This is a genomic window from Bradyrhizobium uaiense (assembly GCF_010811875.1).
Classification (GTDB): Bacteria; Pseudomonadota; Alphaproteobacteria; order Rhizobiales; family Xanthobacteraceae; genus Bradyrhizobium; species Bradyrhizobium uaiense.
In genome coordinates, this window is record NZ_VKHP01000042.1 from 22,946 (window position 1) to 46,384 (window position 23,439).

General features: G+C 64.9%; 23 protein-coding genes. 12 read left to right on the top strand and 11 right to left on the bottom strand.

Features of this window, described 5'->3' with window-relative positions:
• The first annotated feature begins 141 nt into the window (after positions 1 to 141).
• The 7 genes from FNJ47_RS13145 (at position 142) to FNJ47_RS13175 (ending at position 7,023) form a co-directional block, all read left to right on the top strand.
• The gene (locus tag FNJ47_RS13145) at positions 142 to 1,347 is read left to right on the top strand and encodes an LLM class flavin-dependent oxidoreductase (protein ID WP_163153629.1); all 1,206 of its coding nucleotides are present in this window, start codon (positions 142 to 144) and stop codon (positions 1,345 to 1,347) included.
• Positions 1,348 to 1,564: 217 nt separating this feature from the next.
• Positions 1,565 to 2,515 carry an aliphatic sulfonate ABC transporter substrate-binding protein gene (locus tag FNJ47_RS13150; RefSeq protein WP_163153631.1) on the top strand — a complete coding sequence of 317 codons (951 nt, stop codon included), beginning with the start codon at positions 1,565 to 1,567 and terminating at the stop codon, positions 2,513 to 2,515.
• A gap of 40 nt (positions 2,516 to 2,555) precedes the next feature.
• A complete protein-coding gene (locus tag FNJ47_RS13155; protein ID WP_163153633.1) occupies positions 2,556 to 3,509 on the top strand; it encodes a sulfonate ABC transporter substrate-binding protein in 954 nt (317 codons plus the stop codon).
• Positions 3,491 to 4,672, top strand: coding sequence for an FMNH2-dependent alkanesulfonate monooxygenase (gene ssuD, locus FNJ47_RS13160; RefSeq protein WP_163153635.1), 1,182 nt, complete (start codon positions 3,491 to 3,493; stop codon positions 4,670 to 4,672). The genes FNJ47_RS13155 and ssuD overlap by 19 nt, the downstream gene beginning before the upstream one ends.
• A 158-nt stretch (positions 4,673 to 4,830) precedes the next feature.
• A complete protein-coding gene (locus FNJ47_RS13165; protein WP_163153663.1) occupies positions 4,831 to 5,577 on the top strand; it encodes an ABC transporter permease subunit in 747 nt (248 codons plus the stop codon).
• Between the two features lie 8 nt (positions 5,578 to 5,585).
• Positions 5,586 to 6,425: an ATP-binding cassette domain-containing protein gene (locus FNJ47_RS13170; RefSeq protein WP_163153665.1), complete on the top strand. Its 840-nt coding sequence runs from the start codon at positions 5,586 to 5,588 to the stop codon at positions 6,423 to 6,425.
• A gap of 7 nt (positions 6,426 to 6,432) precedes the next feature.
• Complete coding sequence (locus FNJ47_RS13175) at positions 6,433 to 7,023, top strand: flavin reductase family protein (protein WP_163153637.1); 591 nt, start codon at positions 6,433 to 6,435, stop codon at positions 7,021 to 7,023.
• 248 nt (positions 7,024 to 7,271) lie between these two features.
• Here the strand turns inward: FNJ47_RS13175 and FNJ47_RS13180 are convergent, their stop codons facing one another.
• Positions 7,272 to 7,649 carry a hypothetical protein gene (locus tag FNJ47_RS13180; RefSeq protein WP_163153639.1) on the bottom strand — a complete coding sequence of 126 codons (378 nt, stop codon included), beginning with the start codon at positions 7,647 to 7,649 and terminating at the stop codon, positions 7,272 to 7,274.
• A gap of 160 nt (positions 7,650 to 7,809) precedes the next feature.
• Between FNJ47_RS13180 and FNJ47_RS49835 the strand changes: the two genes are divergently transcribed.
• Positions 7,810 to 7,965: a hypothetical protein gene (locus FNJ47_RS49835; protein ID WP_165445668.1), complete on the top strand. Its 156-nt coding sequence runs from the start codon at positions 7,810 to 7,812 to the stop codon at positions 7,963 to 7,965.
• 38 nt (positions 7,966 to 8,003) lie between these two features.
• On the opposite strand, the gene flbD is transcribed toward FNJ47_RS49835, so the two are convergent.
• From flbD to sciP, 6 genes are all read right to left on the bottom strand, one after another.
• Entirely contained in the window at positions 8,004 to 9,389 is a 1,386-nt protein-coding gene (gene flbD / locus FNJ47_RS13185) for a sigma-54-dependent transcriptional regulator FlbD (protein ID WP_163153641.1), read from the bottom strand.
• Between the two features lie 56 nt (positions 9,390 to 9,445).
• Entirely contained in the window at positions 9,446 to 9,796 is a 351-nt protein-coding gene (gene fliN, locus FNJ47_RS13190) for a flagellar motor switch protein FliN (protein WP_050631817.1), read from the bottom strand.
• 20 nt (positions 9,797 to 9,816) lie between these two features.
• A complete protein-coding gene (locus FNJ47_RS13195) occupies positions 9,817 to 10,440 on the bottom strand; it encodes a FliH/SctL family protein (RefSeq protein WP_163153643.1) in 624 nt (207 codons plus the stop codon).
• Complete coding sequence (gene fliG, locus FNJ47_RS13200) at positions 10,440 to 11,525, bottom strand: flagellar motor switch protein FliG (RefSeq protein ID WP_021077001.1); 1,086 nt, start codon at positions 11,523 to 11,525, stop codon at positions 10,440 to 10,442. The genes FNJ47_RS13195 and fliG overlap by 1 nt, the downstream gene beginning before the upstream one ends.
• A gap of 1 nt (position 11,526) precedes the next feature.
• The gene (fliF, locus tag FNJ47_RS13205) at positions 11,527 to 13,155 is read right to left on the bottom strand and encodes a flagellar basal-body MS-ring/collar protein FliF (RefSeq protein WP_163153645.1); all 1,629 of its coding nucleotides are present in this window, start codon (positions 13,153 to 13,155) and stop codon (positions 11,527 to 11,529) included.
• Positions 13,156 to 13,328: 173 nt separating this feature from the next.
• Entirely contained in the window at positions 13,329 to 13,604 is a 276-nt protein-coding gene (sciP, locus tag FNJ47_RS13210; RefSeq protein ID WP_002714638.1) for a CtrA inhibitor SciP, read from the bottom strand.
• 582 nt (positions 13,605 to 14,186) lie between these two features.
• Between sciP and FNJ47_RS13215 the strand changes: the two genes are divergently transcribed.
• Entirely contained in the window at positions 14,187 to 14,966 is a 780-nt protein-coding gene (locus tag FNJ47_RS13215; RefSeq protein WP_163153647.1) for an alpha/beta fold hydrolase, read from the top strand.
• A gap of 55 nt (positions 14,967 to 15,021) precedes the next feature.
• On the opposite strand, the gene FNJ47_RS13220 is transcribed toward FNJ47_RS13215, so the two are convergent.
• Positions 15,022 to 16,242, bottom strand: a complete 1,221-nt coding sequence (locus FNJ47_RS13220) for an OpgC family protein (RefSeq protein WP_163153648.1) — start codon at positions 16,240 to 16,242, stop codon at positions 15,022 to 15,024.
• Positions 16,243 to 17,088: 846 nt separating this feature from the next.
• Between FNJ47_RS13220 and FNJ47_RS13225 the strand changes: the two genes are divergently transcribed.
• A complete protein-coding gene (locus FNJ47_RS13225; RefSeq protein WP_163153650.1) occupies positions 17,089 to 18,066 on the top strand; it encodes a helix-turn-helix transcriptional regulator in 978 nt (325 codons plus the stop codon).
• A 154-nt stretch (positions 18,067 to 18,220) separates the two neighbouring features.
• Here FNJ47_RS13225 and FNJ47_RS13230 read toward each other — a convergent pair whose 3' ends face one another.
• From FNJ47_RS13230 to FNJ47_RS13240, 3 genes are all read right to left on the bottom strand, one after another.
• Positions 18,221 to 18,439 (bottom strand): hypothetical protein, encoded by a 219-nt coding sequence (locus FNJ47_RS13230; protein WP_163153652.1) that lies wholly within the window; start codon positions 18,437 to 18,439, stop codon positions 18,221 to 18,223.
• A gap of 340 nt (positions 18,440 to 18,779) precedes the next feature.
• Positions 18,780 to 19,502 (bottom strand): flagellar hook assembly protein FlgD, encoded by a 723-nt coding sequence (locus FNJ47_RS13235; protein WP_163153654.1) that lies wholly within the window; start codon positions 19,500 to 19,502, stop codon positions 18,780 to 18,782.
• Positions 19,503 to 19,512: 10 nt separating this feature from the next.
• Positions 19,513 to 21,087, bottom strand: a complete 1,575-nt coding sequence (locus tag FNJ47_RS13240; RefSeq protein ID WP_347341662.1) for a flagellar hook-length control protein FliK — start codon at positions 21,085 to 21,087, stop codon at positions 19,513 to 19,515.
• Positions 21,088 to 21,446: 359 nt separating this feature from the next.
• Between FNJ47_RS13240 and mnmA the strand changes: the two genes are divergently transcribed.
• Together mnmA and FNJ47_RS13250 are read left to right on the top strand one after the other, a co-directional pair.
• A complete protein-coding gene (mnmA, locus tag FNJ47_RS13245; protein WP_163153656.1) occupies positions 21,447 to 22,643 on the top strand; it encodes a tRNA 2-thiouridine(34) synthase MnmA in 1,197 nt (398 codons plus the stop codon).
• A gap of 74 nt (positions 22,644 to 22,717) precedes the next feature.
• Entirely contained in the window at positions 22,718 to 23,356 is a 639-nt protein-coding gene (locus tag FNJ47_RS13250) for a class I SAM-dependent methyltransferase (RefSeq protein WP_163153658.1), read from the top strand.
• Positions 23,357 to 23,439 lie beyond the last annotated feature (83 nt).

Below are 23,439 nucleotides of genomic sequence, written 5' to 3' on the forward strand. Positions count from 1 at the left end.
AACATTCATGCGTTCCAGGCAAGCCGTCTCCCGCCGCACGGAATTGGAGTTTCGCCCCCGTGGCTGGACTTGGCCTTCTCCGCCACTAGACTGACCGAAAACAACAAATGGTCGGGGACGGACCTTGGGAGTGATGACGCCATGAAATTTGGCATCTTTTACGAGCTGCAACTGCCGCGCCCCTGGAACGACGGCGACGAGCTCCGCCTCTACCAGAACGCGCTGACACAATTGGAGACCGCCGACCGGCTCGCTTACGACTACGCCTGGGTCGTCGAGCATCACTTCCTCGAGGAATATTCGCACTCGCCGGCGCCGGAATCCTTCCTCGCGGCCGCCAGCCAGCGCACCAAAAACATCCGGCTCGGCCACGGCATCTTCCAGCTCACCACCAATCATCCCGCGCGCGTCGCCGAGCGGATCGCGGTGCTCGATCTGCTCAGCAACGGACGCTGCGAGTTCGGCATGGGCGAGAGCGCCTCGATCACCGAGCTGACGCCGTTCGGTCGCGACATGGAGACCAAGCGCGAGGTGTTCGAGGAAGCCGTGCAAGCGATCTTCCCGATGTTCACCAAGGTCGGCACCGAGCATCACGGCAAGTATTTCGATATCCCACTGCGCAACGTCGTGCCGAAGCCGGTGCAGAAGCCGCATCCGCCGCTCTGGATGGCGTGCTCGCAGTTGCCGACGATCGAACGCGCCGGGCAGAACGGATTCGGCGCGCTCGGCTTCCAGTTCGTCAGCGCCGAGGCGGCGCATGCCTGGGTGCATGCCTATTACAACGCGATCACCAAGCGGCTGAACAAGCTCGCCGACTACGAGATCAATCCGAACATGGCGCTGGTCTCGTTCTTCATGTGCGCCGAGACCGACGAGGAGGCGCGCCGGCGCGCCGACGGCGCGACCTTCTTCCAGTTCGCGCTGCGCTATTACGGCCAGGCGCAGAACCGGCAGCGCCCGGCGCCCGGCACCGTCAACATGTGGGACGAGTACAACAAGTGGAAGCGCGAGAATCCGGAAGCGCAGGAGGCCGCGCTGCGCGGCGGCCTGATCGGCTCGCCGGAGACCTTGCGCAAGAAGCTGCGCCGCTTCCGCGCCTCGCATATCGACCAGGTGATCCTGCTCAACCAGGCCGGCAAGAACACGCATGAGCACATCTGCGAGTCGCTCGAGCTGTTCGGCAAGGAAGTGATGCCCGAGTTCCAGCACGATCCCGAGCACGATGCCTGGAAGAAGGGTGTGCTCGACGGCTCGATCCAGCTCGAGGAGATCGACACCCAGGCGTTCTCGGACCGCTATGGTAAACTCGCGGTCAATGTCGGCCCGAAAACCGCCGCCGCAGGCTGAGCAATTAATGTGCAGCGACCTCGCGATCTCGTGAGGAAAATAATTCGCTACACGCGCTCAGCGCTTTAAAAGAAATCGCATGCGTGATGCCCGCACCGAAGTGCAGGCATCGCTATTTTTGTACGGTGCTCGACAGCTTCATTCGCGCGCCCCATCATCCTGACGTCGCATGATCGTGCAGCGCGAGTGCGCGCTTGATCGTCAGGAGAGTCTTGGAATGAAGCGTCGTGAGTTCCTCCAGCTGTCGCTCGTCACAGCCGCCGCTGCGGCGCTGTCACGGCGCGCGCAGGCGCAGGCGGACACGAAGGAAATTCGTATCGGCTACCAGAAGAACGGCGTGCTCGTTGTCACGCGCCAGCGCGAGGCCTTGGAAAATCATTTCAGGCCGCAGGGCATCAGCGTGAAATGGGTCGAGTTCTCCTCGGGTCCGCCGATGATGGAAGCGATGAATGTCGGCAGCGTCGATTACGGCTCGGTCGGCGATTCCCCGCCGATCTTCGCGCAGGCTGCAGGTGCCGCCATCGTCTACGCCGCGGCTCAGCCGATCATCAACGGGTCGGGCATCCTGGTGGCGCAGAATTCGGCAATCACTGATATCGCCGGTCTCAAGGGCAAGCGTGTCGGCTTCACCAAGGGATCCAGCGCCCATAACGTCGTGATCCAGACGCTGGAGAAGGCGGGGCTGACCTATGACGACATCACGCCGGTCTATCTGACGCCGCCGGACGCCGGTCCCGCGTTTGCCAATGGCGGCATCGACGCCTGGGCGATCTGGGATCCGTATTTCGCGATCGCCGAGACCAAACAGAACGGCCGCATCCTGATCAACACCCGCGACGTCACCAAGACCAACGCGTTTTACATCGCCAATCGTGACTTCGCGAACAAGCACAGCGCGCTTCTGCAGCAGATCGTCGATGTCACGACGTCGACGGCGAAATGGGCCGAGGCGCATCCCGATGACGTCGCGAAATCGTTGGCCGCCGTCACCGGCGTGCCGCTCGACATCCAGACCATTGCGGCGCGGCGGGCCGGCTTCTCGGTCGGTCCCGTGACCGATGACGTGATTGCAACCCAGCAGGGCGTCGCCGACCGCTTCTTCAAGCTCGGCCTGATCCCGAAGCAGATCGCGATCCGCGACATCGTCTGGCGCAACACCCAGACCTGATCGGCGCGCGTTTGGTCAATTCAATGCAAAGGATATTCCCATGACGCGTTTGTTTCGACGCTGGGTCGCCCGCGCGGTGCTGTCGATCAGCATCGTCGCTGCGAGCGTCGGCGCCTCCTATGGTCAAGACAAGGTCGTCCGCATCGGCTTCCAGAAATACGGCAAGCTGGTGCTGCTCAAGAGCAAGGGCTCGCTCGAGGAGAAGTTGAAAGCGGTCGGCTACTCGGTCGTCTGGACCGAGTTTCCGTCCGGCCCGCCGCTGCTCGAGGCGCTCAACGTCGGCGCGATCGATTTCGGCAACACCGGCGAGGCGCCGCCGATCTTCGCGCAGGCCGCAGGTGCGCCGATCCAGTATGTCGCCTACGAGCCGCCGGCGCCGAAGGGCGAGGCGATCCTGGTGCCGAAGGACAGCCCGATCAAATCGGTCACTGATCTCAGGGGCAAGAAGGTCGCGCTGAACAAGGGCTCCAACGTCCATTATCTGCTGGTGAAGGCGCTGGAGAAAGCCGGGGTCAAATATTCCGAGATCGAGCCGGTGTTCCTGGCGCCGGCCGATGCGCGCGCGGCGTTCGAGCGCGGCGTGGTCGATGCCTGGGTGATCTGGGATCCGTTCCAGGCCGCGGCAGAGGCGGCGACCGGCGCACGCACCGTCGCTGACGGCACCGGCGTCGTCGCCAATTATCAGTTCTATTTCTCCTCGAAGAAGTTCCTGCAGGCCGATCCGAAGATCGTCGAGCTCGTGCTGGCGCAGCTCAGCGAGGTCGACGACTGGGCCAAGGGCGACATCCACGCCGTCGCCGAACAGCTGGCGCCGAGCATCGGCCTGTCGGTGCCGGTGGTGGAGGTCGCGCTGAAGCGGCAGGCCTACGGCATCAAGCCGGTCACCGATAGCGTGATCGCGGATCAGCAACAGGTCGCCGACACGTTCTTCGCGCTCGGCCTGATCCCCAAACACATCAAGATTTCCGACGTCGCATGGAGGCCGGGCACGTGAGCACCCCAACCAACGCCAACATCCTCTGGTTCCTGCCGACCCACGGCGACAGCCGCTATCTCGGCACGTCGATCGGCGGCCGCGAGGTGAACTTCAACTATCTGCGCCAGATCGCGCAGGCTGCCGACCAGCTCGGCTACTACGGGGTGCTGCTGCCGACGGGACGGAGCTGCGAGGACTCCTGGGTGGTGGCATCGGCCGTCGCGCCCTGGACCGAGCGCCTGCGCTATCTTGTGGCGGTCAGGCCCGGCCTGCAATCGCCGAGCGTCGCCGCGCGCATGACCGCGACGCTGGACCGGCTGTCGAACGGCCGTCTTCTGATCAACGTCGTCACCGGCGGCGATCCGGTCGAGAACAAGGGCGACGGCATCTTCCTCGACCATGACGAGCGCTATGCGGTGACCCGCGAGTTCCTCAACGTCTACAGCGATCTCTTGGCCGGCAAGACGGTCAATGTCGAAGGCAAGCACATCCAGATCGAGGACGGCCGCCTGCTGTTCAATCCGGTGCAATCGCCGCGGCCGCCGCTGTATTTCGGCGGCTCGTCGGACGCCGGCATCGACGTCGCGGTCGACACCGTCGACAAATATCTGACCTGGGGCGAGCCGCCGGCGCAGGTCGCCGAGAAGATCGCCAAGGTCAAGGCCGTGGCCGCGCAGCGCGGCCGCAAGCTCTCGTTCGGTATCCGCCTGCATGTGATCGTGCGCGAGACCAACGCCGAGGCGTGGCGCGCCGCCGATGAGCTGATCCAGTACGTCACCGACGATACCATCGCTGCCGCGCAAAAGATCTTTTCGCGGATGGACTCGGTCGGCCAGCAGCGCATGGCGCAGCTGCATGGAGGCCGCCGCGACCAGCTCGAGATCAGCCCCAACCTCTGGGCCGGCGTCGGCCTGGTGCGTGGCGGCGCGGGCACCGCGCTGGTCGGCGATCCGGAGACCGTTGCGGCGCGGATCAAGGAGTATCAGGACGTCGGCGTCGATACCTTCATCATGTCGGGTTACCCGCATCTCGAGGAGGCCTATCGCTTCGCCGAACTGGTGTTCCCGCTGCTGTCGCTGGCGCAGCCCGGCAACGTGACGCCGATCCGGGTCAACACCGGGCCGTTCGGCGAGACCATCGGCAATGAGTATCGGCCGCAGAAACAGGCATCGCAATCATGAGTCTCATCGACAGTCTCCCGCGCCGCAAAGCGTTTTCGAGCGAAGTGGACGCCGGTTCGCGTGAAGAAAACGCGTCAAAACAAAAATCTGGAGCTCCGTTCCGATCCGATCGGAACGGAAGTAGCTCCAGCGCGCCCAAACTACCGAAAGTCGACGGCCTGATCCCCTGGATCGTGCCGCTGGCGATCGTGCTGGTCTGGCAGCTTGCCTGCGTCACCGGTTTCGTGCCCTCGCGGGTGCTGCCGGCGCCGACCGACGTCGCGCTGGCGGGATGGAAGCTGCTGTTGTCAGGCGAGCTGGTCCGCAACATCTGGGTCAGCTTTTGGCGTGCCTCGATCGGCTTTGTGATCGGCGGCGGCATCGGCTTTGCGTTCGGCCTTGCCAACGGGCTGTCGCAACTGTCGGCCAAGCTCACCGACACCACGCTGCAGATGGTGCGCAACATCCCGCATCTGGCGTTGATCCCGCTGGTCATCCTGTGGTTCGGCATCGACGAGTCGGCAAAGCTCTTTCTCGTCGCGCTCGGCGTGTTCTTCCCGATCTATCTCAACACGCTGCACGGGATCCGCACGGTCGATCCGCAGCTGATCGAGATGGGCCGCATCTACGGGATGACCGACGGAGAGCTGTTCCGCCGGGTGATCTTCCCGGGCGCGCTGCCCTCGATCTTCGTCGGCCTGCGCTTTGCGCTCGGCATCATGTGGCTGACGCTGATTGTCGCCGAGACCATCGCAGCGTCGTCGGGCCTCGGCTACATGGCGATGCAGGCGCGCGAGTTCATGCTGATCGACGTCGTCGTGCTCTCGATCCTGATCTACGCCTTGCTCGGCAAGCTCGCCGACAGCGCCTCGCGGGCGCTGGAGCGATTGACCCTGTCGTGGCACCCGGCTTTCCAGAAGAAGTGAGAATGAGCATGCAAGAAGCGCTTCGTTTCCAGTCCGTTGACGCCGAGCCGGTCGACCGCGCCGACATCGTCGTGCAGGCGCGGCAGTTGCGGCGGGGATCGGAAGGCGCGACCCGCGGCCTGTCGCTGACCATTCGCGGCTTGCGCAAATCGTTCGGCGACAATGAGGTGCTGCGCGGCATCGACCTGCACATTCCCTCGGGCCAGTTCGTCGCGATCGTCGGCCGCAGCGGCTGCGGCAAGAGCACGCTGCTGCGCCTGGTCGCCGGCCTCGACGCGCCGACCGCGGGCAGCATCGCCTTTGGCGAGACGCCGCGGGCGCAGGACGTCCGCGTCATGTTCCAGGAGCCGCGCCTGCTGCCCTGGGCGCGGGTGCTGTCCAATGTCGAGGTCGGGCTGGGGCGCGAGCGCTCGTCCGCGGACGCGCAGGCGCGCGCCGAGCGTGCGCTGGTCGAGGTTGGTCTCGGCGACAAGCGCGGGCAGTGGCCGTCGGTGCTCTCGGGCGGCCAGAAGCAACGGGTGGCTTTGGCGCGGGCGCTGGTCAGCCAGCCGCGCGTGCTGGCGTTCGACGAGCCGCTCGGCGCGCTCGACGCGCTGACCCGGATCTCGATGCAGCAATTGCTGGAGCGGGTCTGGCGCGACCAGGGCTTCACCGCGATCCTGGTGACGCACGACGTCGCCGAGGCGGTCGCGCTCGCCGACCGCGTGCTGGTCATCGAGGACGGCCGCATCGCGCAGGATGTCACGATCGATCTGCCGCGGCCGCGTCGGCGCGGCTCGGCCGAGCTTGCCGCGCTCGAAGGCGAGATCCTGAAGCATCTGCTCGAAGGCAGCGAAGACACCCAGTGAGGTCGCCATGAATTCCCTCGTCCGCAATGTTTCGATCGCATCAGCGGTTGCGTCCGCTGAGTTTCGCGGCGCGATGCGCCATCTCACCGGCGGCGTCAGCGTCATCACGGCCGGGCGTGGAAAGGACATCTCGGGCATGACGGTGACCTCGGTGTCGTCGCTGTCGGTCGAGCCGCCGTCGCTGATTGTCAGCGTCAACCGCGCGGCCTCGTCATGGCCGCTGATCGCACGCCATGGCGTGTTCGGCGTCAACATCCTGACTGCGGATCAGCTCGACATCGCCGAGCGCTTTACCGGCAAGGGCGGCCTGAAGGGCGCGGACCGCTTCACCGGGGCCGAATGGACCACGCGCGCGTCAGGCGCTCCGTTGCTGGTCGGAGCGCTGGCTGCGATCGACTGTGAGGTCGAAGAGATTATCGAACGGCATTCGCACGCGATCGTCATCGGCCGCGTGCTCGACGTGATCGCATCGGAACGAACCGCTGCGCTCGCCTATTGGCACGGCGAATATGTCGCGATCGACCATGACGAAGACGCCGCGCGGCTGGCCGAGGTCAGCCTGCCGTCGCGTCACGTCCATCCCCGGGGCGTGCGCTAGGGCGGGACAGGATTAGGTCGGGTAGCGACCGCGGCGGCATTGCGCTCCCTCGCCCCGCTCTAGCGGGGAGAGGTCGGAATGCATCGTCAGATGCATTCCGGGTGAGGGGGAGCCTCCGCAAATGCGGTCATCGCCGGGTGCGCGGAAAGCGCCCCTCACCCCAACCCTCTCCCCGCACGCGGGGCGAGGTGAAGCGGAGTCCGCCGCTCGAAGTCGAAGCCTAGCGCGGCGGTTGTCCGGATCGGCCTCTAGAAGACTGCACTCAGCGACGCCGGGCTGTCGATGATTACGTTGCTGCCGCGGACGCCGGCCCACACGGCCTGGATGGTCTGAGCCGCATTGACCAGCGGAATCCCGACGACCAGCGTGGTCGGGATGCGGCCAAAGCTCGACGGGGTGTCGTTATAGGTGAAGCTCGCGACGACCGGCGAGGCCGTACCATTGATGGTGACGCCGAAAACGCCGCCCGGAATATCGTTGCCCGTCGCGTAGGGATTGGGAACGTTGAGGGTGATGACCGCGATGGTGCCAACGCCCTCCGGGATCGTCAGGCTGAGGCCTTTCATCGGCGTGAGGGTCGCGGAGTTGGTGGACAGGGTGCCGCTGGTCTGCGCGCAAAGAGCCATATCACTCTCCAGTTGTCTAAAATAAAAGCACAATAAGAGATTGAATACGGCAACGGACTGCAAAGTTCAAGCGATCACCGGCCAGCGCGGCATGTTGGCCGTGGCGCTTTGTTGATCAACGCATTAAAAGCGCGCGAGATTTCGGAGACGTGACGGTTCGATGAAGCGCGTGGCAACCTGGCTGTTCTATCTCGTCGGTGCGGTCGCCGTCGCCTATCTCGCGCTTTATGCCTATGTGACGTTCACCGGCCGCGAGATCACACCGGGCGATCCGATCCGGATCTTCCGCAAGCCCGACGCACCCAGCTATTCGTAAGGCGGGGCAGGCGGCGGGATTGCTCCGCCGCCACTTCTTCAACCAGCGTTCGCCATGCGCTGATAGTCGGGCGCGCCGTTGCCCGCCGGGGTGATCGGGATGCCGCCGTCGGCATATTCGTTCAGCTTGTTGCGCAGCGTGCGGATCGAGATGCCGAGGATGTTGGCGGCATGGGTGCGGTTGCCGAGGCAGTGCTTCAGCGTTTCCAGGATCAGGTCGCGTTCGACGTCGGCAACGGTGCGGCCGACCAGCGCGCGGGTGACCTGTTCGGCGGCCAGCGTCGCGTGCGCCACCGCGGGGGCGGTCTTGGCGAGGTCGAGACGGTCGCCATCGGGGGTGAGGATCGCGTCGGGACCGATCTCGTCGCCCTGCGCCATCAGGACCGAGCGGTGGATGGTGTTCTCGAGCTCGCGGACGTTGCCCTGCCAGCGGTTCGCGGTCAGGACGCGGCGGGCCTCGGTCGAGATCGGGCGGACCGGAAGGCCGTTGGCCTCGGCATATTTCTTGGCGAAATGCTGCGCCAGTTCGAGGACGTCGGCCGGGCGATCGCGCAGCGGCGGGATCTTCAAATTGACGACGTTGAGGCGGAACAGCAGGTCCTCGCGGAAGCTGCCCTCGCGCACCGCCTCCGACAGATTGCGGTTCGAGGTCGCGATGATGCGGATGTCGACCGGGACCGGCTTGGTGCCGCCGACGCGGTCGATCACGCGCTCCTGGATCGCGCGCAGCAGCTTCGATTGAAGCCGCACGTCCATCTCGGAGATTTCGTCGAGCAGCAGCGTGCCGCCGGTCGCCTCCTCGAACTTGCCGATGCGGCGCGCCACCGCGCCGGTGAAGGCGCCCTTCTCATGGCCGAACAGTTCGGATTCCAGCAGGTGCTCCGGGATCGCCGCGCAGTTGATCGAGATGAACGGCCGCTTGGCGCGGGCCGAGCGGGAATGGACGTAGCGCGCCAGCACTTCCTTGCCGGTGCCGGACTCGCCGGTGATCATGACCGAGGCGTCCGAGCCCGCGATCTGCTGCGCCAGCTTGATCACCCGGCCCATCGCCTCGTCGCGCCAGATCAGGTCGCGCGCGTCGTTGGCGACCGCGGCGAGCACCGCTGCGATCAACTCGGGGTCCGGCGGCAACGGGATGTATTCCTTGGCGCCGGCATGGATCGCCGCGACCGCGGCGCGGGCGTCGTTGGAGATGCCGCAGGCGACGATCGGAACGTGGATGTGCTCGGCTTCGAGCCGCATCACGAGGTCGCGGATGTCGAGGTTGACATCGACCAGCAGCAGGTCGGCGCCCTTGCCGCCGCGCAGCACGTTCATCGCCTGTTCGGCGGCCTCGGCGTGGGTTACCGAGGCGCCGTTGTCCATCGCGATCTTGGTCGCGGTCGTGAGCTGGCCCTTCAGGGTGCCAACGATGAGAAGCCGCATGATGATCTCCTGTTCGTCTGGTCGCGCAGGTTCCGCGCGCTACCGCCTAAGTTCACTTAAGAGCGTTCTGCCTTGATGATTTCGGTCATGGTCACGCCGAGCTTGTCTTCCACCAGCACCACTTCACCACGCGCAACCAAGCGGTTGTTGACGTAGATGTCGATCGCCTCGCCGACGCGGCGGTCGAGTTCGAGCACGGTGCCCGGTCCGAGCTTCAGGAGGTCGCCGACGTCCATCTTGGAGCGGCCGAGCACCGCCGAGACCTGCACCGGCACGTCGAACACGGCCTCAAGGTCGGCCGCAATGCGCGCGGCATTTTCGTCCTCGTTGTAGCCGATGTCGTCGATCCCGGGCGCGTCGGCGGCGTTGAGATCGGGAAGCGGGACTTGGGTGTCGGTGTCGCTCATGGTTCAGCCCTCAATCGCCTTCAGCCGGCCTGGCCGCGGGCCGCCAGATAGCGCCCGACGAGTTCGTTGATCTTGCCTTCGATCGCAGCGCGCTCCAGCACGACGCCGCCATCGGCCCATTCGATCCGGCAGTCGCCCGTTGCAATGGTCGGCTCGGCCAGGATCACCAGTCGGCCCTGGAAGCCGGAATGCGCCGCCATCTGCTCGATATTGTGATGCGCCGCCTCGTAGAGCGCGTCGTTGATGCGGACCACCAGATGCGGGGTCGCCACCAGATGCGAGAAGCAGTCGGAGACCAGCGCGGTGATCTCGCCGAGCGGCTCGCGCGCCACAAGTTCGGAGCAGAGCTTGCGGGCAACCGCGACCGCGACATCCACGGCCTCGGTCTCCATTCGCATCTCGATGCCGGCAAAGCGGGCGGCGATGCCCTTGATCGCGGTGCCGATCTCTTCCAGCGCCTGCGCCGCGCGGCGGTCGCTCTCGACCTTGGCTTCGCGCAGCGCGGCCTCATAGCCGGCGCGATAGGCCCGCGCCTCGGCGTCGGCGACCTTCTGCGCGACCTCGGCCGGGGTCGGCGCGCGTTCGCGTGCGCGGTCCGGCGCCGAGAAGTCGGTGTCGAACAGGAATTTTGCGGGTGCGGCCATCAGTACACCAGCTCGTCGTCGGCGCGGTTCTTGGTCAGGGTGATCTCGCCGCGGGCGGCGAGGTCCTTGGCGAGGTTGACCAGCAGCGCCTGCGCCTCGTCGACGTCGCGCAACCGCACCGGGCCCATCGCGGCCATGTCGTCCATCAGCATCTTGCCGGCGCGCGACGACATGTTGCCGAGGAAGAAGCTGCGCACCTCCTCGTTGGCGCTCTTCAGCGCGACGCCGAGCTTGTCCTTGTCGATGTTGCGCATCAGGGTCTGGGCCGAGGCGGAATCGAGCTTGATCAGGTCGTCGAAGGTGAACATCAGCGCCTTGATGCGCTCGGCGGATTCGCGGTTTTCCTCTTCCAGCGAGGTGATGAAGCGGGTCTCGGTCTGGCGGTCGAAATTGTTGAAGATCTCGGCCATCACCTCATGGGCGTCGCGGCGGCGGGTCTGCGACAGGTTCGACATGAACTCGGTGCGCAGCGTCTGCTCGACGCGCTCGATGACTTCCTTCTGCACCGCCTCCATCCGCAGCATGCGGCCGACCACGTCGAGTGCGATGTCCTCGGGCAGGATCGCGAGCACGCGCGCGGCGTGCTCCGGCTTCAGTTTCGACAGCACCACGGCGATGGTCTGCGGGTACTCGTTCTTGAGGTAGTTGGCGAGCACCTCTTCCTGCACGTTGGAGAGCTTCTCCCACATGTTGCGGCCGGCGGGGCCGCGGATCTCGTCCATGATGCCGGTGACGCGCTCGGCCGGCAAATATTGCTGCAGCAGCCGTTCGGTGGCGTCGAAATTGCCCATCAGCGCGCCGGACGCCGACATCCGCGAGACGAATTCCAGCATCAGGTCCTCGACCACGTCGGCCTCGACGGTGCCGAGCGTCGACATATGGACCGACAGCTCGCGGACTTCCTCGTCGTCGAGCATCGACCAGATCTTGCCGCCATATTGCTCGCCGAGTGCGAGCATCAGGATCGCCGCGCGCTTCGGGCCGGGCAGCGGCTTGCCCTTGGGGCGGGCACTTTGCCGGTTCGCCAGCGTCGAGAGGACGGTGGCGATGTCGTTGGCGTTGGTGGTCTGGGGTACGGCGGCCATGTCAGTTCTCTACCGGCTCGCTCAGCCATTGACGGACGATGGAGACGGTTTCGTTCGGATTGCGCTCGGCGAGCTCGCCGACCCGGTGCACGGCCTGGGCGTGGACCTGGCCCTGGATCTGGGCGACGTCGATCAATTGCGCCGCGCCGTTGCCGCTCGGGATCAGCGCCTGGCCGGGCGTGCCGGCGCTCTCGGCATGGGCTTCGGCGAGCGCCGGCAGGCCGGCGCCGGCCAGCGCCGGGATGACGTCGGCCGCAACGATGCGCTTGACCAGCGGGCGGACCACCATGAACAACACGACCAGGCCGAGCATCATCATGACGCCGAGCTCGATGACATACATCACGTCATCCTTGGTGAATTGCAGCATGCCGAGCAGGCCGGTGGGCTCGGTGATGGGCTGTGCGGTCGGCGGTTCGGCGAAGCGGAGGTTGACGACCTCGACCTGGTCGCCGCGCTTCTGGTCGAACCCGATCGCGGAGCGGACCAAGGCGGCGATGCGGTCGAGCTGCTCCTTGGTGCGGTCCTGGTAGACCATCTCGCCTTTTTCGTTCTTGGAATAGGCGCCGTCGACCAGCACCGCGACCGAGATGCGGTTGACGCGGCCGGCCTCGGTCACCTCGGTCTTGGTGGTGCGGGAAATCTCGTAATTGTTGGTTTCCTCGCTCTTCTTGCTCTGGTCGCGGGCGCGGGCGGCGTTGTCCTGGTTCTGGTTACCCGGCAGCTCGTTGTTGACGGTGACCTGGCCGGAATTGTCGGCGGTGAGGCTGGATTCCTCGCGGGTCTGGGTCGAGCGCAGCACCCGGCCCTCGGGGTCGAACTTGTCCGAGGTCTGGGTAATCTTGTTGTAGTCGAAGTCGGCGGAGAGCTGGACGCGGGCGCGGCCGGCGCCGACCACCGAGGAGACGATGTCCTCGACCTGCTTGCGCATCCGCTTCTCGAAGGCGGCGCGGCGCTCGTCGCCGACCGCGGCATCGGCGTCGGACTGGGCGCCGTCGGCGAGCAGCTGGCCCGCCTCGTCGACGATCGAGACCCGCTGCGGCTTCAGCCCGTTGACCGCGGAGGCGACGACGTGGCGGATCGCGCGGATCTGCTGCGGCTCCAGCGTGCCGCGCACCCTGAGCACGATCGAGGCCGATGGCTCCGGCGTCTCGCGCGAGAACAGCGGCTTTTCCGGCAGCACGAGGTGGACGCGCGCGGCCTGGACGCGGTCGATGGCGCGGATGGTACGGGCGAGTTCGCCCTCCAGCGCCCGCAAGTGATTGATGTTCTGGACGAAGCTCGTGGTGCCGAGCGCGTCCGATTTGTCGAAGATCTCGTAGCCGACGCCGCCGCCCTTGGGCATGCCGCCCTCGGCGAGCTTCATCCGAAGCCGCGTCACCTTGTCCTTCGGCACCATGATCGCGGCGCCGTCGCTGCGCAGCTCGAACGGGATCGCCTGGCGCTCCAGCTCCTTGATAATGGCCGAGGAATCCTCGGTCGACAGCTCGGTGAAGAGGGTGGTCATCTGCGGCGTGGTGACGCGCATGATGACGAAGGCGAAGAAACCAATCAGGGCTGCGGTGACCGCAACCATGGCCGCAAGGCGGGCCGCACCAAGACCTCTCAGGAAAGCAACCAGACTTTGCACCAACGGCCCCCAGGGATTCGGCCCACACGGGTCCGACTGGGCAAATATTGCCTAGGGTATGGTTTCCATATGGTTAACGAAGGTTAAGAACCGCGGCAAAAACGCGGACATGAAAAAAACCGGCTTCGCAAAGCGAGGCCGGTTTTCTTCAAATGCACCTTTTCAGGCGAAACTTACTGCCGGTACTGCTGGATACGTGTGGTGCGCAGTCCGGCCAGACCATGCTGGTCGATCGAGAACTGCCAGGAAAGGAATTCATCGACGGTCAACGTGTAGCGGCTGCAGGCCTCCTCGAGGGAGAGCAGGCCGCCGCGAACCGCAGCGACAACTTCGGCCTTGCGGCGGATGACCCACCGTTTGGTACCGGGGGCCGGCAAATCCGCAATCGTTAACGGGCTGCCGTCAGGCCCGATGACGTATTTCACCCTCGGGCGATGGGGTTCTGTCATGGCGTACTCACAAACTCTCAACCACTGAACTCGCGAGAGGTAACCTACGCCCACCGGTTTAAAATTTGCCTAAGCCCAAGCGTTCAATACGAATCTCGTTGGAACGGCCGGGAACAGCGGGCCGGCGAGGGACCGAATTGCCCGCTCGGGTGGCCGTAGCAGCTGGTTGTTGGCCTCTCGTCGGGTAGCGGAGCAAGCGGTACCCCTCTCCCTAACCCTCCCCCGCAAGGGGGGAGGGAACCCTGCCGATGGTGCGTCCCTCACATCCTTTCGCGCAATTCTGACGCGCAATGCATCGACGCAATGTGAGGTGGGCACAGCCATCAGGCTCCCTCCCCCCTTGCGGGGGAGGGTCGGGGAGAGGGGTAAGCCCCGGGCGAGATGATCAATTTGAGGCTGGCCCGAGCAACACAGTTGCACACACCACGAAACCAATGCCATCGCTCAGCCTCTTTCCGTTCACCGATCCTTGATCGTCACTTCGGCACCGCGCGTAACCAAGCGCGGTTGCGTGCGTAGGAGAGGGTGTCCGCTCACCGCACGTGCGCGCGCTTCTCCAATCCCTCGCTCCGAGCCTTGATCATGATGATGAACAGACGCACTTTCTCGACCGCCTTGCTGGCCGGCGCTGCGGCGTCACTGGTGTCCTCGCGCGGCATGGCCGCAACCACGCCGCCGGTGAAGGCGCGCAATGTCGTGCTGGTGCATGGCCTGTTCGCCGACGGCTCCTGCTGGTCCGAGGTCATTCCGCGCCTGCAGGCGGCCGGGCTCAATGTGACGGCCGTGCAAAATCCGCTGACCACGCTGCCGGATGCGGTCGCCTCGGCGCAGCGTGTGCTCGATCGTCAGGACGGTCCGACCGTGCTGGTCGGCCATTCCTTCTCCGGAATGATCGTCACCGAGGCCGGCGTGCATCCGAATGTTTCGGCGCTGGTCTATGTCGCCGCGCGCGCACCCGATGCTGATGAAGACTACACCGCGCTGGCGAAAACCTATCCGACGCCGCCGGCGAGCGCCGGCATCGTGTTCGATGGCGACGAAGGCCGGTTGAGCGAAGCGGCGTTCCTGCGCGACTTCGCCGGCGACCTGCCGGCAGCGAAGGCAAAGGTGCTCTATGCGGTGCAGCAGCCGTTCCACAAGCAACTGCTCACCGGCAGGACCAGCCACGCGGCCTGGCGCAGCAAGCCGAGCTACTACGCCGTCTCGACCGAGGACCGCACCATCAATCCGGATCTCGAGCGCTTCATGGCGAAGCGGATGGGCGCTACCACGGTCGAGGTGAAGGCCAGCCATCTCGCGCTGATCTCGCAGCCCGAGCCGATCGCGCGGCTGATCCTCGATGCAGCGGGACGGCCTGAGTAAGCGTCGGCTTCTCCGTGCGTCGCTAACGCAACGGCCGCGGAATCTCCGCCACGATTCAAACTTTCATCAAGGGCGGTACGTCGATCGCGTAGGAACGACTGTCAGCCGTGGCGCAAGCGCGGCCCTGCCTGTCTCGATCGACTGCGTCCGCCGCGGGCTTGCGCCTGGTGCTGAGCGCGTTCAAGAGCGCCGCAACGACGATCATCATCAAGATGCCGGCAAGGCTGAGCGCGATCTGCGTCGAGATCCGGTTCGATATGTCAAACAGATCAAATTGACTGACGAGCACCAGCAGAACGCCGAGGCAATAGATCGGCAGCGAATTCTCGCCGCAACACCGCGCACCGCGCAGCAGCGGCGCCGACAACCCCCGCCAGCCCTTGGGAACGAGCCACGACGCGACGACCGCTAGAGCCAGAAAATGCAGCAGCCGCAACGGGCTCAGATTCGATTTGTCCAATGGAAAGACGTGATCGGCCCAGGTCTGCGGCATCAGCGGGATGGCATGGCCGAGCGCAAGGGCCAGGCCGAACGCCAGATAGAGAGCGGCAAGAACCAGAACGGCGCGCGATGTCACCCATCGCCGGATCTTTTCACCTTCGATCACGTACCATGCACCCAGCACGACCAGAACCTGCCATGCCAGCGGATTGAAGAACCAGACGCCCTCGGGCCAGGCAGGAACGCGCAAGCCGAAGAGGTGCACCAGCGCATAGAGCAACAACGAAAGGCCGAGCGTCAGGCTTGGTGCTCGCAGCAGCAGCCACAGCAGCGGTGCGAACAGCACGTGACAGATCACAAAGACCGGCAAGACGTCGGTGTTGACGGGGCGATATTGCATGATCGCGGCGTGCGCAAGCGTCGCGCCGGGACGTTCGAACAGAACCCGCGTATTGCTTTCATCGGCAAGGTCCTTGCCGGCGACGTAGATGAGGACGGCGCAAGCGAGCGTAAGCAGGAGGAACGCGGCATAGATGTCCCATCCCCGCCGCAGCGAGCGGCCGATCATGCCCTTCCAGCCGTCACGCTGACGCGTCCTGCCGTAGGCCAGCGCGCAGGTCACGCCCGAGACGAACATGAATATTTCGGCGGCGTCGCAGAAGCCGTAGTTGCGCAGTGTCAGCCAGCTTCCGACGTTATTGGGAATGTGGTCGAGAAAGATCCACCATAATGCGATCCCGCGGCAGACGTCGATGCGCGGGTCGCGACCGGTCGACCTGAACTGCGGCGGAGTTTCACCGATCAATCGCTTCGAGGTGTGGGTTCGATCATGCATCTGTCGATCTGTCCGGCGTGCGCGAACTCAAGGGCCAAAGGCCCATGAGATGCCCGGATGCTCCGAGGCGCGCGCGTGCCGGACTAGCCTCCGGCCAACCGATGGGATTGTGCGCTCCGGCTACCCGAGGGTGGGCGGCGCTTCCGCCGGCCAACCGCAATCACGGGGCCCGGAAGGATCGCCGTCTTGCGGCGGCGCCTGCAAGACTTCGCCAATGATGGGTATCGAAAGCTGCTTTCGCATTTCGGCGAGGCGGGCACGACAGTATTCATGGTAAAGCATGTCGAATATGATGGACATGATCGAACGCCTTCTTGATCACTGAGGTTGAATTCCCACGTGACAGATTTCGACCATTTCAACCCGCGGCCAAAAGCCAATAGTGCCGCAGGCATTTATGTCCCACGAGTTCTGCTAGCGATTTGGCTGAGCAGCGAAATAAATTTGGTATCAGCAATCTTTCAAAGTAGCCTGCCCGCGGCTCTGTAAACTGGATCAACTGCGAACAGGGACGTAAGGCTGATCTGCAATTGCATGCCGCATGGCATGTCCAATGAATCCGATTGCGGCAATTAGAGATAGTGCCGTCGCGACCAGCTCCTCTTAAGGGAGTAAATATAGCCGCGACTTTCGCGATCAGTGTAAACCTAATAATCTGACCGACGCGTGAACCAGTTCACATCAGCATCGATACAGGTGGATGAGACTAGCAGATCGATAGCATGACTTCTTGGACATGCGCGCACGGATCGAGAGAAGACCGGTGCGTGAATTGCAAAATGCAGACATTTAATATGGTGTGCCGCAGCATTTCATTCTGATGTTCTGTGAAGGCTGGAGGTCCCGATGCATACGGACGCAGCCAATTTTGTATCTTATCGGTTTTCGACGCGCGATCTCCCGGAGCGTATTCGAATCCCCGCCTGGCGCGAGCACTTTGGGCGATGCGTGGTGCATGCCGATATCGAGCCTCTGTCGGATATTCCGCTCCAGGCCGATGCGTCCCTGCAGTCAGTCCAGGGCTTGCGTACGCTGGCGCTGAAGGGCACGTCGATGCGCTTCATGCGCCTGCAGGCGAACCTCGCCGATGGCGATGATTCCGTCGGCGTCATCTTCTGCGCTCCGGGCAGAAGCCAGTTATCGCAGCGTGGCCGGGACGTTGAGCTTCGCGCCGGCGATGCAATTGCGATTCTGCATTCGGAGCCCGCCAGCGTTACTTATGTCGATGGGTTGCAGTTCGGCCTGGCCGTGCCGCGCGAGGCGCTCGAGCTGCGTGTAGCGAACCTCGAAAGCCTGGTCATGCGGCCGATCGGGCACCGCACGGAAGCATTCCGGCTGTTCTCTGTGTATCTGAGGTCGATCCTCAAGGCGAGAGCACTGACCGCTCCAAGGCTTCGTCATACGGTCGTGACCCACATCCATGATCTCGTTGCGCTTGCACTCGGCGAGTGCCCTGCCTTGGGTGAGAGCAGCGCGAGCGCCGTCGTGGCCGCACGTCACGACGCAGCACTCGACTACATCACCATCCACTTTCAGGATCCGGGGCTCAGCGTTCAGACGGTCGCACGGTGCCAGGGCATCTCGCCTCGCTATCTGCAGCGCCTGATGGCGTCATCGGGAACATCGTTCACCGAGCGATTGAACGAGTTGCGTCTCCAGCGGGCGCTCAAGCTGCTGACCGAGTCTCACGCCGGCCGTCAGCGGATTTCCGATATCGCGCTGGCGGTCGGCTTCTCGGATGTTTCGCATTTCAACCGCTTGTTCCGAACTCGCTTCGGTGATTCTCCGCGCGGCGTTCGGCTCGCCCGAAAGGAGGCTGACTGAGCTGCGCCGCCTCGATCGAAACGTGCGCAATGCGATGGCGCGCGCAGCAAGCGGTTGCGTAGCGCAGGCTGGTGCCGGCCGCGCCGGTTGCGCGGAGGGCAATGATCGGTCGCATCGATCCCGCTGCGAGTCGTCCAATGATCCGGCTGCGTGCTTATTCGCCGACGGCCGGCGGCAGCCGCTCCTGGAGCGCTGCGATCTCGAGCATGACGGTGATGGCGATGGTCCTGAGGCGAGCGTTCTCGGCCATCGTCTCGGCGAGCTGCGGGTGAGTGGCCGCCGCATGTTGTGGAGAGTTCTGGGCGGGTTTGGGCGATGGAGGGCGGTGCAGGTTCACTGGCGGGCTCTTGCCGGTCGTAATGGCGCGCGGCATCGGCTGCCGCGAAGGTTCAAGGTGGAATCTCGGGTTAAAGTGCGGAGCAGAAGATAGCGCCCGCTAGCTTACAGCCAGCTTACATGTCGCAGTTTATTTCTGGATGTGTCTGGCGATGTCGATTTCGGAAGGTCCCCCAGGGCGAGGCGGGCGCTCTCGTGCAAACACGAGCCCTGGCACGACCCGGTCCGGGAACGCCCTCGGTTACCCAATCGCGCACCGGCACAACCACAAATCGTCATTGTTGTGCTTTTGCAGGGACGACGCTTGGAGGGAGCGCGGCCTGTGCTTGGCTATCCGGGTGGCGAAGGTGTGCGATCTGTCGAGCCGGCGGCGTAACTTAGCTGCTGCTGCCGCTGGTCGCGCCGCGCACCACGCGCTTGATCTTGTCGGTGGTGTAGGTCTGGCCGCCGATCGAGAGCAGCGGCGGGGAGGCGGTGAGGTCGACGGAGTCGACGACGCCCTGAATCTCGGTCGAGATGGCGAGGTCGTTGCCCTTGGAATCCTTGCCGGTGGCGGTCAGCGTGTAGGTGCCGGCCGGCCATTGCGTGCCATCATTGCCCTTGCCGTCCCAGACGAAGCTGGCGTTGCCCTGCTTCAGGTTGAAATTGCCGGAATAGGCGGTCTGGCCGGTCGCGCTCGTGATCGTGATGGTGGCGCTGGTGGCTTGCGGAGACACCAGATTCCAGGTCGCAGACTTGTTGAACTGGGTCTTGCTGCCGTCGACGGCCACGGTGTTGCCGACATAGACCAGCGCCTGGGTCGACTGCGCGCTCTTCTCGATTGCGATCAACTGCTTCAGCTGATCGTTCGATTTCAGCTGCTGCTCAACGCCGGCGAACTGCACGAGCTGCTGGGTGAACTGGTTGGTGTCGAGCGGGTCGAGCGGGTTCTGGTGCTGCAACTGTGTGGTCAAGAGCGTCAGGAAGGTCTGGAAATTGTCGGCGATGCCCTGCGACGAGGTCGTCATGCCGGTGCCGCTGCTGCCGCTCCCGGAGCTCGTTCCGCTGCTGGTGCCCGGTGCTGAGACGACGGGCGTCGGCATGGTTGCATCGACTGCCATGGTGAACTCCTTACACTCTGATATCGACGCCGCCGAGGGCGCCGGTTGCGCGGCCGTAGGAGCGGCCTGCCGCCGCTGCGGGAACGCTGTCCTCTTCGGCAACGATCAAACGATGGGCGTTCGGATGGGACTGGCCGTTGTTGTTCTGGCCCGATTGCGACTGGTCGCGCAGGCTGAATTGCAATCCGCCATTGCCGGTCGAGAGGCCGGCATTGTCGAGCGCGCGCTGCAGCTGATTGGCGTCCTGGCGCAGCATCGACAGCGTCTCCGGACGTTCGACGGTGAGATGCGAGGTCACCTGGCCGTTGCGATCGACGTCGATGCGGACGTCGATGCGGCCTAGCTCGGCGGGGTCGAGGCGAATCTCGAAGCGGCTCTTGCCGCTCTTGGCGGAGGCTGCGATCTGCATCGCAAGTCCGCTGAGCGGCACCGCGGCGTTTTGCGCGGCGTTGGTCACGGTCAATTGCGCGGTCGCAGACGGCGTCGTCTGGGTCGCCAATTGGGCCTGGAATGTCGTTGCCGCCTGCGCGCTCGGATCGGGTGTCGTGAGCTGAGCCTGCGCAGCCGCGTGGCCGCCGACCGTCGGCGTCGGCGCGGCGTTGCCGTCGCCATTCGCATCGGCCTTGATGGCATCGGCTGCACCGTCCGTGGCGGCCTTCGCCTTGCCGGCGACAGCGGCCGCCTGCGCGACCGCTGGCACGACGGTCGTCGGCGCGGCTTGCGCGGCGGTGTCGCTGCCCTGGGCTACGCCATCCTGGCCGGCAGGTGCCGCCGCAGCCGCATCCTTCGCGGCGACCTGTGTCTTGGCTTGCGTCGTGGTCTTTGTGGCAGGCGTTCCGGCGGCAACCGTGGCGGCGAGTGTCGCATCGCCGGTCGCTGTCGCTGCGCCCGAAACCGTTGCTGCGTCTGTGGTGGTGACTTGCGCCTCGGTCTTGACGCCGGCCGCCTTGGCGATCTTGTCGGCATTCGCCGTGGTGGTCGCCGCCGTTGCGGTGTCGGCGCCGGCAGGCGCGCCGCTGCCGGCAGCGGCACCAGTGCCGGCGATGGCCGAGCTTGCCGCAGCCGCGATCGCCAGCGGTGCGGCGGGCTGGTCGGACGGCGCGGTGGCTGCCGGTGTTGGGTTGGTCGCGGCAGCTGCCGCAACGGGAACAGCGATCACGGCGTTGGCCGTTGCAGCATTGGATGCGGACGCCTGCGGGGCAGCTTGTGTGGGGGCCGACTTGTCGTCCGTGGACTGCGCATCGGTGCTGGACTTCTGGTCGTCCGACTTCGATTTCGACTTGGTCTTGCGCAGCGCGCCGGCGTCGCTGTCGTCATCGACCTTGTTGTCATCCCGCGACGTTCGGTCCGGGGCCGTGCTGTTATCGCGGGAGCGTGCGTCGGTCGTCGAGGAGGAATCGTCGGACCGGTGCGAGGGCGCCGGCTGGCTGTCGTACCGGCTGTTGTCGCTCGTCGACGCAGTGCTGCTGTCGACCAGCGCGGAAAAGCCGTCGTTCCCCGCCTGCGAAGCGGGATCGGGCCGCGCCGACCGCGTCGCGCCCTGAAAAGACCGGCCTGCCAATGCTTCCAACGTGACGCTGACCACTGCCAATCCTCGCAAATGAGACTTCCGGCCTATTGTCAGCAAGGAGCGGGCCAACCATGGCGCGTAGTAAATAGTGAGATATTTCAAATTGTTACGGGTGGTTCTCGCGACCCGAAACGGGTTCCCGACGGGTCTCTTTTTTGCCCGGCGGCAAGATTTGCCGTCCGCGCGCGGCAAGGCCCGGCGTCCGCCGGATTGCCTCCCCGGAATACGGCCTATATTAAGAGTGGCCTCCGACGCGTCCCGAGCCGATCGACCCGGCCTTGGATGCGTTCTAAGGCTCTCTGGACAAAGGCTTTTTCCAATTTCGTCGCGGAGCGCCTAAGCTTACCGCGACAGTGACCAATGACCGCTTAGAGATGCTCAACAGTCTGGATCTTGAAGGCCGCCCTGAAGACACGCGGATCGTCGTTGCCATGTCCGGCGGCGTCGACTCGTCGGTGACGGCTGCGCTGTTGAAGTCGCAGGGCTATGACGTGGTCGGGATCACGCTGCAGCTTTACGACCATGGCGCCGCGACCCATCGCAAGGGCGCCTGCTGCGCCGGCCGCGACATCCACGATGCGCGCAACGTCGCGGAGCGGATCGGCATCCCGCACTACGTGCTCGACTACGAAAGCCGCTTCAAGCAGTCGGTGATCGACAATTTCGCCGACAGCTACGCGCTCGGCGAGACGCCGGTGCCGTGCATCGAGTGCAACCGTTCGGTCAAGTTTCGCGACCTGCTGGCAACCGCGCGCGAGCTCGGCGCGCAGGCGCTCGCCACCGGCCACTATGTCGCCTCGCGCCGGTTGGCCGACGGGTCGCGTTCGCTGGTTTGCGCGGCGGATGCCGATCGTGACCAGAGCTATTTCCTGTTTGCGACCACGCGCGAGCAGCTCGGCTTCCTGCGCTTCCCGCTCGGCGACATGACCAAGCCGCAGACCCGCGAGCTGGCGCGGCGCTTCGAGCTCGAGGTCGCCGACAAGCAGGACAGTCAGGACATCTGCTTCGTGCCGAGCGGCCGCTACACCGACATCATCGGACGGCTGAAGCCGAATGCGATCGCGCCGGGCGACATCGTCGATCTCGCGGGCAATGTCGTCGGCCAGCACCAGGGCATCGTTCATTTCACGGTCGGCCAGCGCAAGGGTCTCGGCATTGCCTCCGGCCACCCGCTCTATGTGGTCAAGCTCGATGCGGCGACGCGCCGGGTCGTGGTCGGGCCGCGCGAGGCGTTGCGGATGGATCGCATCGCGCTGCGCGACGTCAACTGGATCGGCGACGGCGCGTTGGATCGCGTGATCGGCGAGGGCATCGAGATTTATGTCCGCGTGCGTTCGACGCGCGCGCCGCAGCCGGCATGGTTGCGCGCCGTCGATGGCGGCTATGAGGTCGAGCTCGTCGCCGGCGAGGAGGGCGTATCGCCCGGCCAGGCTTGCGTGTTCTACGACGCGCCGACCGGGCAGGCGCGGGTGCTCGGCGGCGGCTTCATCAGGAGTGCGAGCGCGAGCCGCATTGCGCGCGTTGCGACGCAGGATGCGGTGGCGCCGATTGTCGAAGCGGTTCGCGGATAGCGCATGATCCGGAAAAGTGGGGACCGGTTTTCCGAAACGATCATGCGTAAGCAAAAGTAACGTCGGGGCAGGGAATGGCTGGGGACATCGACCGCGAGGGGGTCGAAAAGGCGTATGGACGCTGGGCGCCGATCTACGATCTCGTGTTCGGCAAGGTGTTCGATCAGGGCCGTCAATCGACGATCGCGGAAGCCGACCGGATCGGCGGACGCGTGCTCGACGTCGGCGTCGGCACCGGATTGTCGCTGTCGGATTACTCGCGCACCACCAGACTGTACGGCGTCGATATTTCCGAGCCGATGTTGCGGCGCGCGCTCAAGCGCGTACGGGCGCAGGGCCTCAGCAACGTCGAGACGCTGGCGGTGATGGACGCCAAGAACCTCGCATTCCCGGATTCGTTCTTCGACGCGGTGGTCGCGCAATACGTCATCACCGCAGTGCCCGATCCCGAGGCGACGCTCGACGATTTTATTCGCGTGCTGAAGCCGGGCGGCGAGCTGATCCTGGTCAATCACATCGGCGCCGAGAGCGGCCCGCGCCGCATCTTCGAGCTCGCCTTTGCGCCGCTGGCGCGGCGGCTCGGCTGGCGTCCGGAATTTCCGTGGGAGCGGCTGACCAATTGGGCCGCGAAACACGGCGGCGTCAGCCTTGCGGAACGCCGGCCGATGCCGCCGATGGGGCATTTCTCGCTGATCCGTTTCCGCAAATCGTGAGGATTTGACCGGGAACATCGGCGCCTCGTCCCTGTTTTCTCGTCATGAGGATCAATCGAACGCTCGCTTTGTCCTGTATGCTG

What these genes read in the sequence shown, in the direction of transcription:
- FNJ47_RS13145 (WP_163153629.1), top strand. Translation starts at nt 142, where the DNA reads ATGAAATTTGGCATCTTTTACGAGCTGCAACTGCCGCGCCCCTGGAAC.
- FNJ47_RS13150 (WP_163153631.1), top strand. Translation starts at nt 1,565, where the DNA reads ATGAAGCGTCGTGAGTTCCTCCAGCTGTCGCTCGTCACAGCCGCCGCT.
- FNJ47_RS13155 (WP_163153633.1), top strand. Translation starts at nt 2,556, where the DNA reads ATGACGCGTTTGTTTCGACGCTGGGTCGCCCGCGCGGTGCTGTCGATC.
- ssuD (WP_163153635.1), top strand. Translation starts at nt 3,491, where the DNA reads ATGGAGGCCGGGCACGTGAGCACCCCAACCAACGCCAACATCCTCTGG.
- FNJ47_RS13170 (WP_163153665.1), top strand. Translation starts at nt 5,586, where the DNA reads ATGCAAGAAGCGCTTCGTTTCCAGTCCGTTGACGCCGAGCCGGTCGAC.
- FNJ47_RS13175 (WP_163153637.1), top strand. Translation starts at nt 6,433, where the DNA reads ATGAATTCCCTCGTCCGCAATGTTTCGATCGCATCAGCGGTTGCGTCC.
- FNJ47_RS13180 (WP_163153639.1), bottom strand. Translation starts at nt 7,649, where the DNA reads ATGGCTCTTTGCGCGCAGACCAGCGGCACCCTGTCCACCAACTCCGCG.
- FNJ47_RS49835 (WP_165445668.1), top strand. Translation starts at nt 7,810, where the DNA reads ATGAAGCGCGTGGCAACCTGGCTGTTCTATCTCGTCGGTGCGGTCGCC.
- flbD (WP_163153641.1), bottom strand. Translation starts at nt 9,389, where the DNA reads ATGCGGCTTCTCATCGTTGGCACCCTGAAGGGCCAGCTCACGACCGCG.
- fliN (WP_050631817.1), bottom strand. Translation starts at nt 9,796, where the DNA reads ATGAGCGACACCGACACCCAAGTCCCGCTTCCCGATCTCAACGCCGCC.
- FNJ47_RS13195 (WP_163153643.1), bottom strand. Translation starts at nt 10,440, where the DNA reads ATGGCCGCACCCGCAAAATTCCTGTTCGACACCGACTTCTCGGCGCCG.
- fliG (WP_021077001.1), bottom strand. Translation starts at nt 11,525, where the DNA reads ATGGCCGCCGTACCCCAGACCACCAACGCCAACGACATCGCCACCGTC.
- sciP (WP_002714638.1), bottom strand. Translation starts at nt 13,604, where the DNA reads ATGACAGAACCCCATCGCCCGAGGGTGAAATACGTCATCGGGCCTGAC.
- FNJ47_RS13215 (WP_163153647.1), top strand. Translation starts at nt 14,187, where the DNA reads ATGATGATGAACAGACGCACTTTCTCGACCGCCTTGCTGGCCGGCGCT.
- FNJ47_RS13220 (WP_163153648.1), bottom strand. Translation starts at nt 16,242, where the DNA reads ATGCATGATCGAACCCACACCTCGAAGCGATTGATCGGTGAAACTCCG.
- FNJ47_RS13225 (WP_163153650.1), top strand. Translation starts at nt 17,089, where the DNA reads ATGCATACGGACGCAGCCAATTTTGTATCTTATCGGTTTTCGACGCGC.
- FNJ47_RS13230 (WP_163153652.1), bottom strand. Translation starts at nt 18,439, where the DNA reads ATGCCGCGCGCCATTACGACCGGCAAGAGCCCGCCAGTGAACCTGCAC.
- FNJ47_RS13235 (WP_163153654.1), bottom strand. Translation starts at nt 19,502, where the DNA reads ATGGCAGTCGATGCAACCATGCCGACGCCCGTCGTCTCAGCACCGGGC.
- mnmA (WP_163153656.1), top strand. Translation starts at nt 21,447, where the DNA reads ATGCTCAACAGTCTGGATCTTGAAGGCCGCCCTGAAGACACGCGGATC.
- FNJ47_RS13250 (WP_163153658.1), top strand. Translation starts at nt 22,718, where the DNA reads ATGGCTGGGGACATCGACCGCGAGGGGGTCGAAAAGGCGTATGGACGC.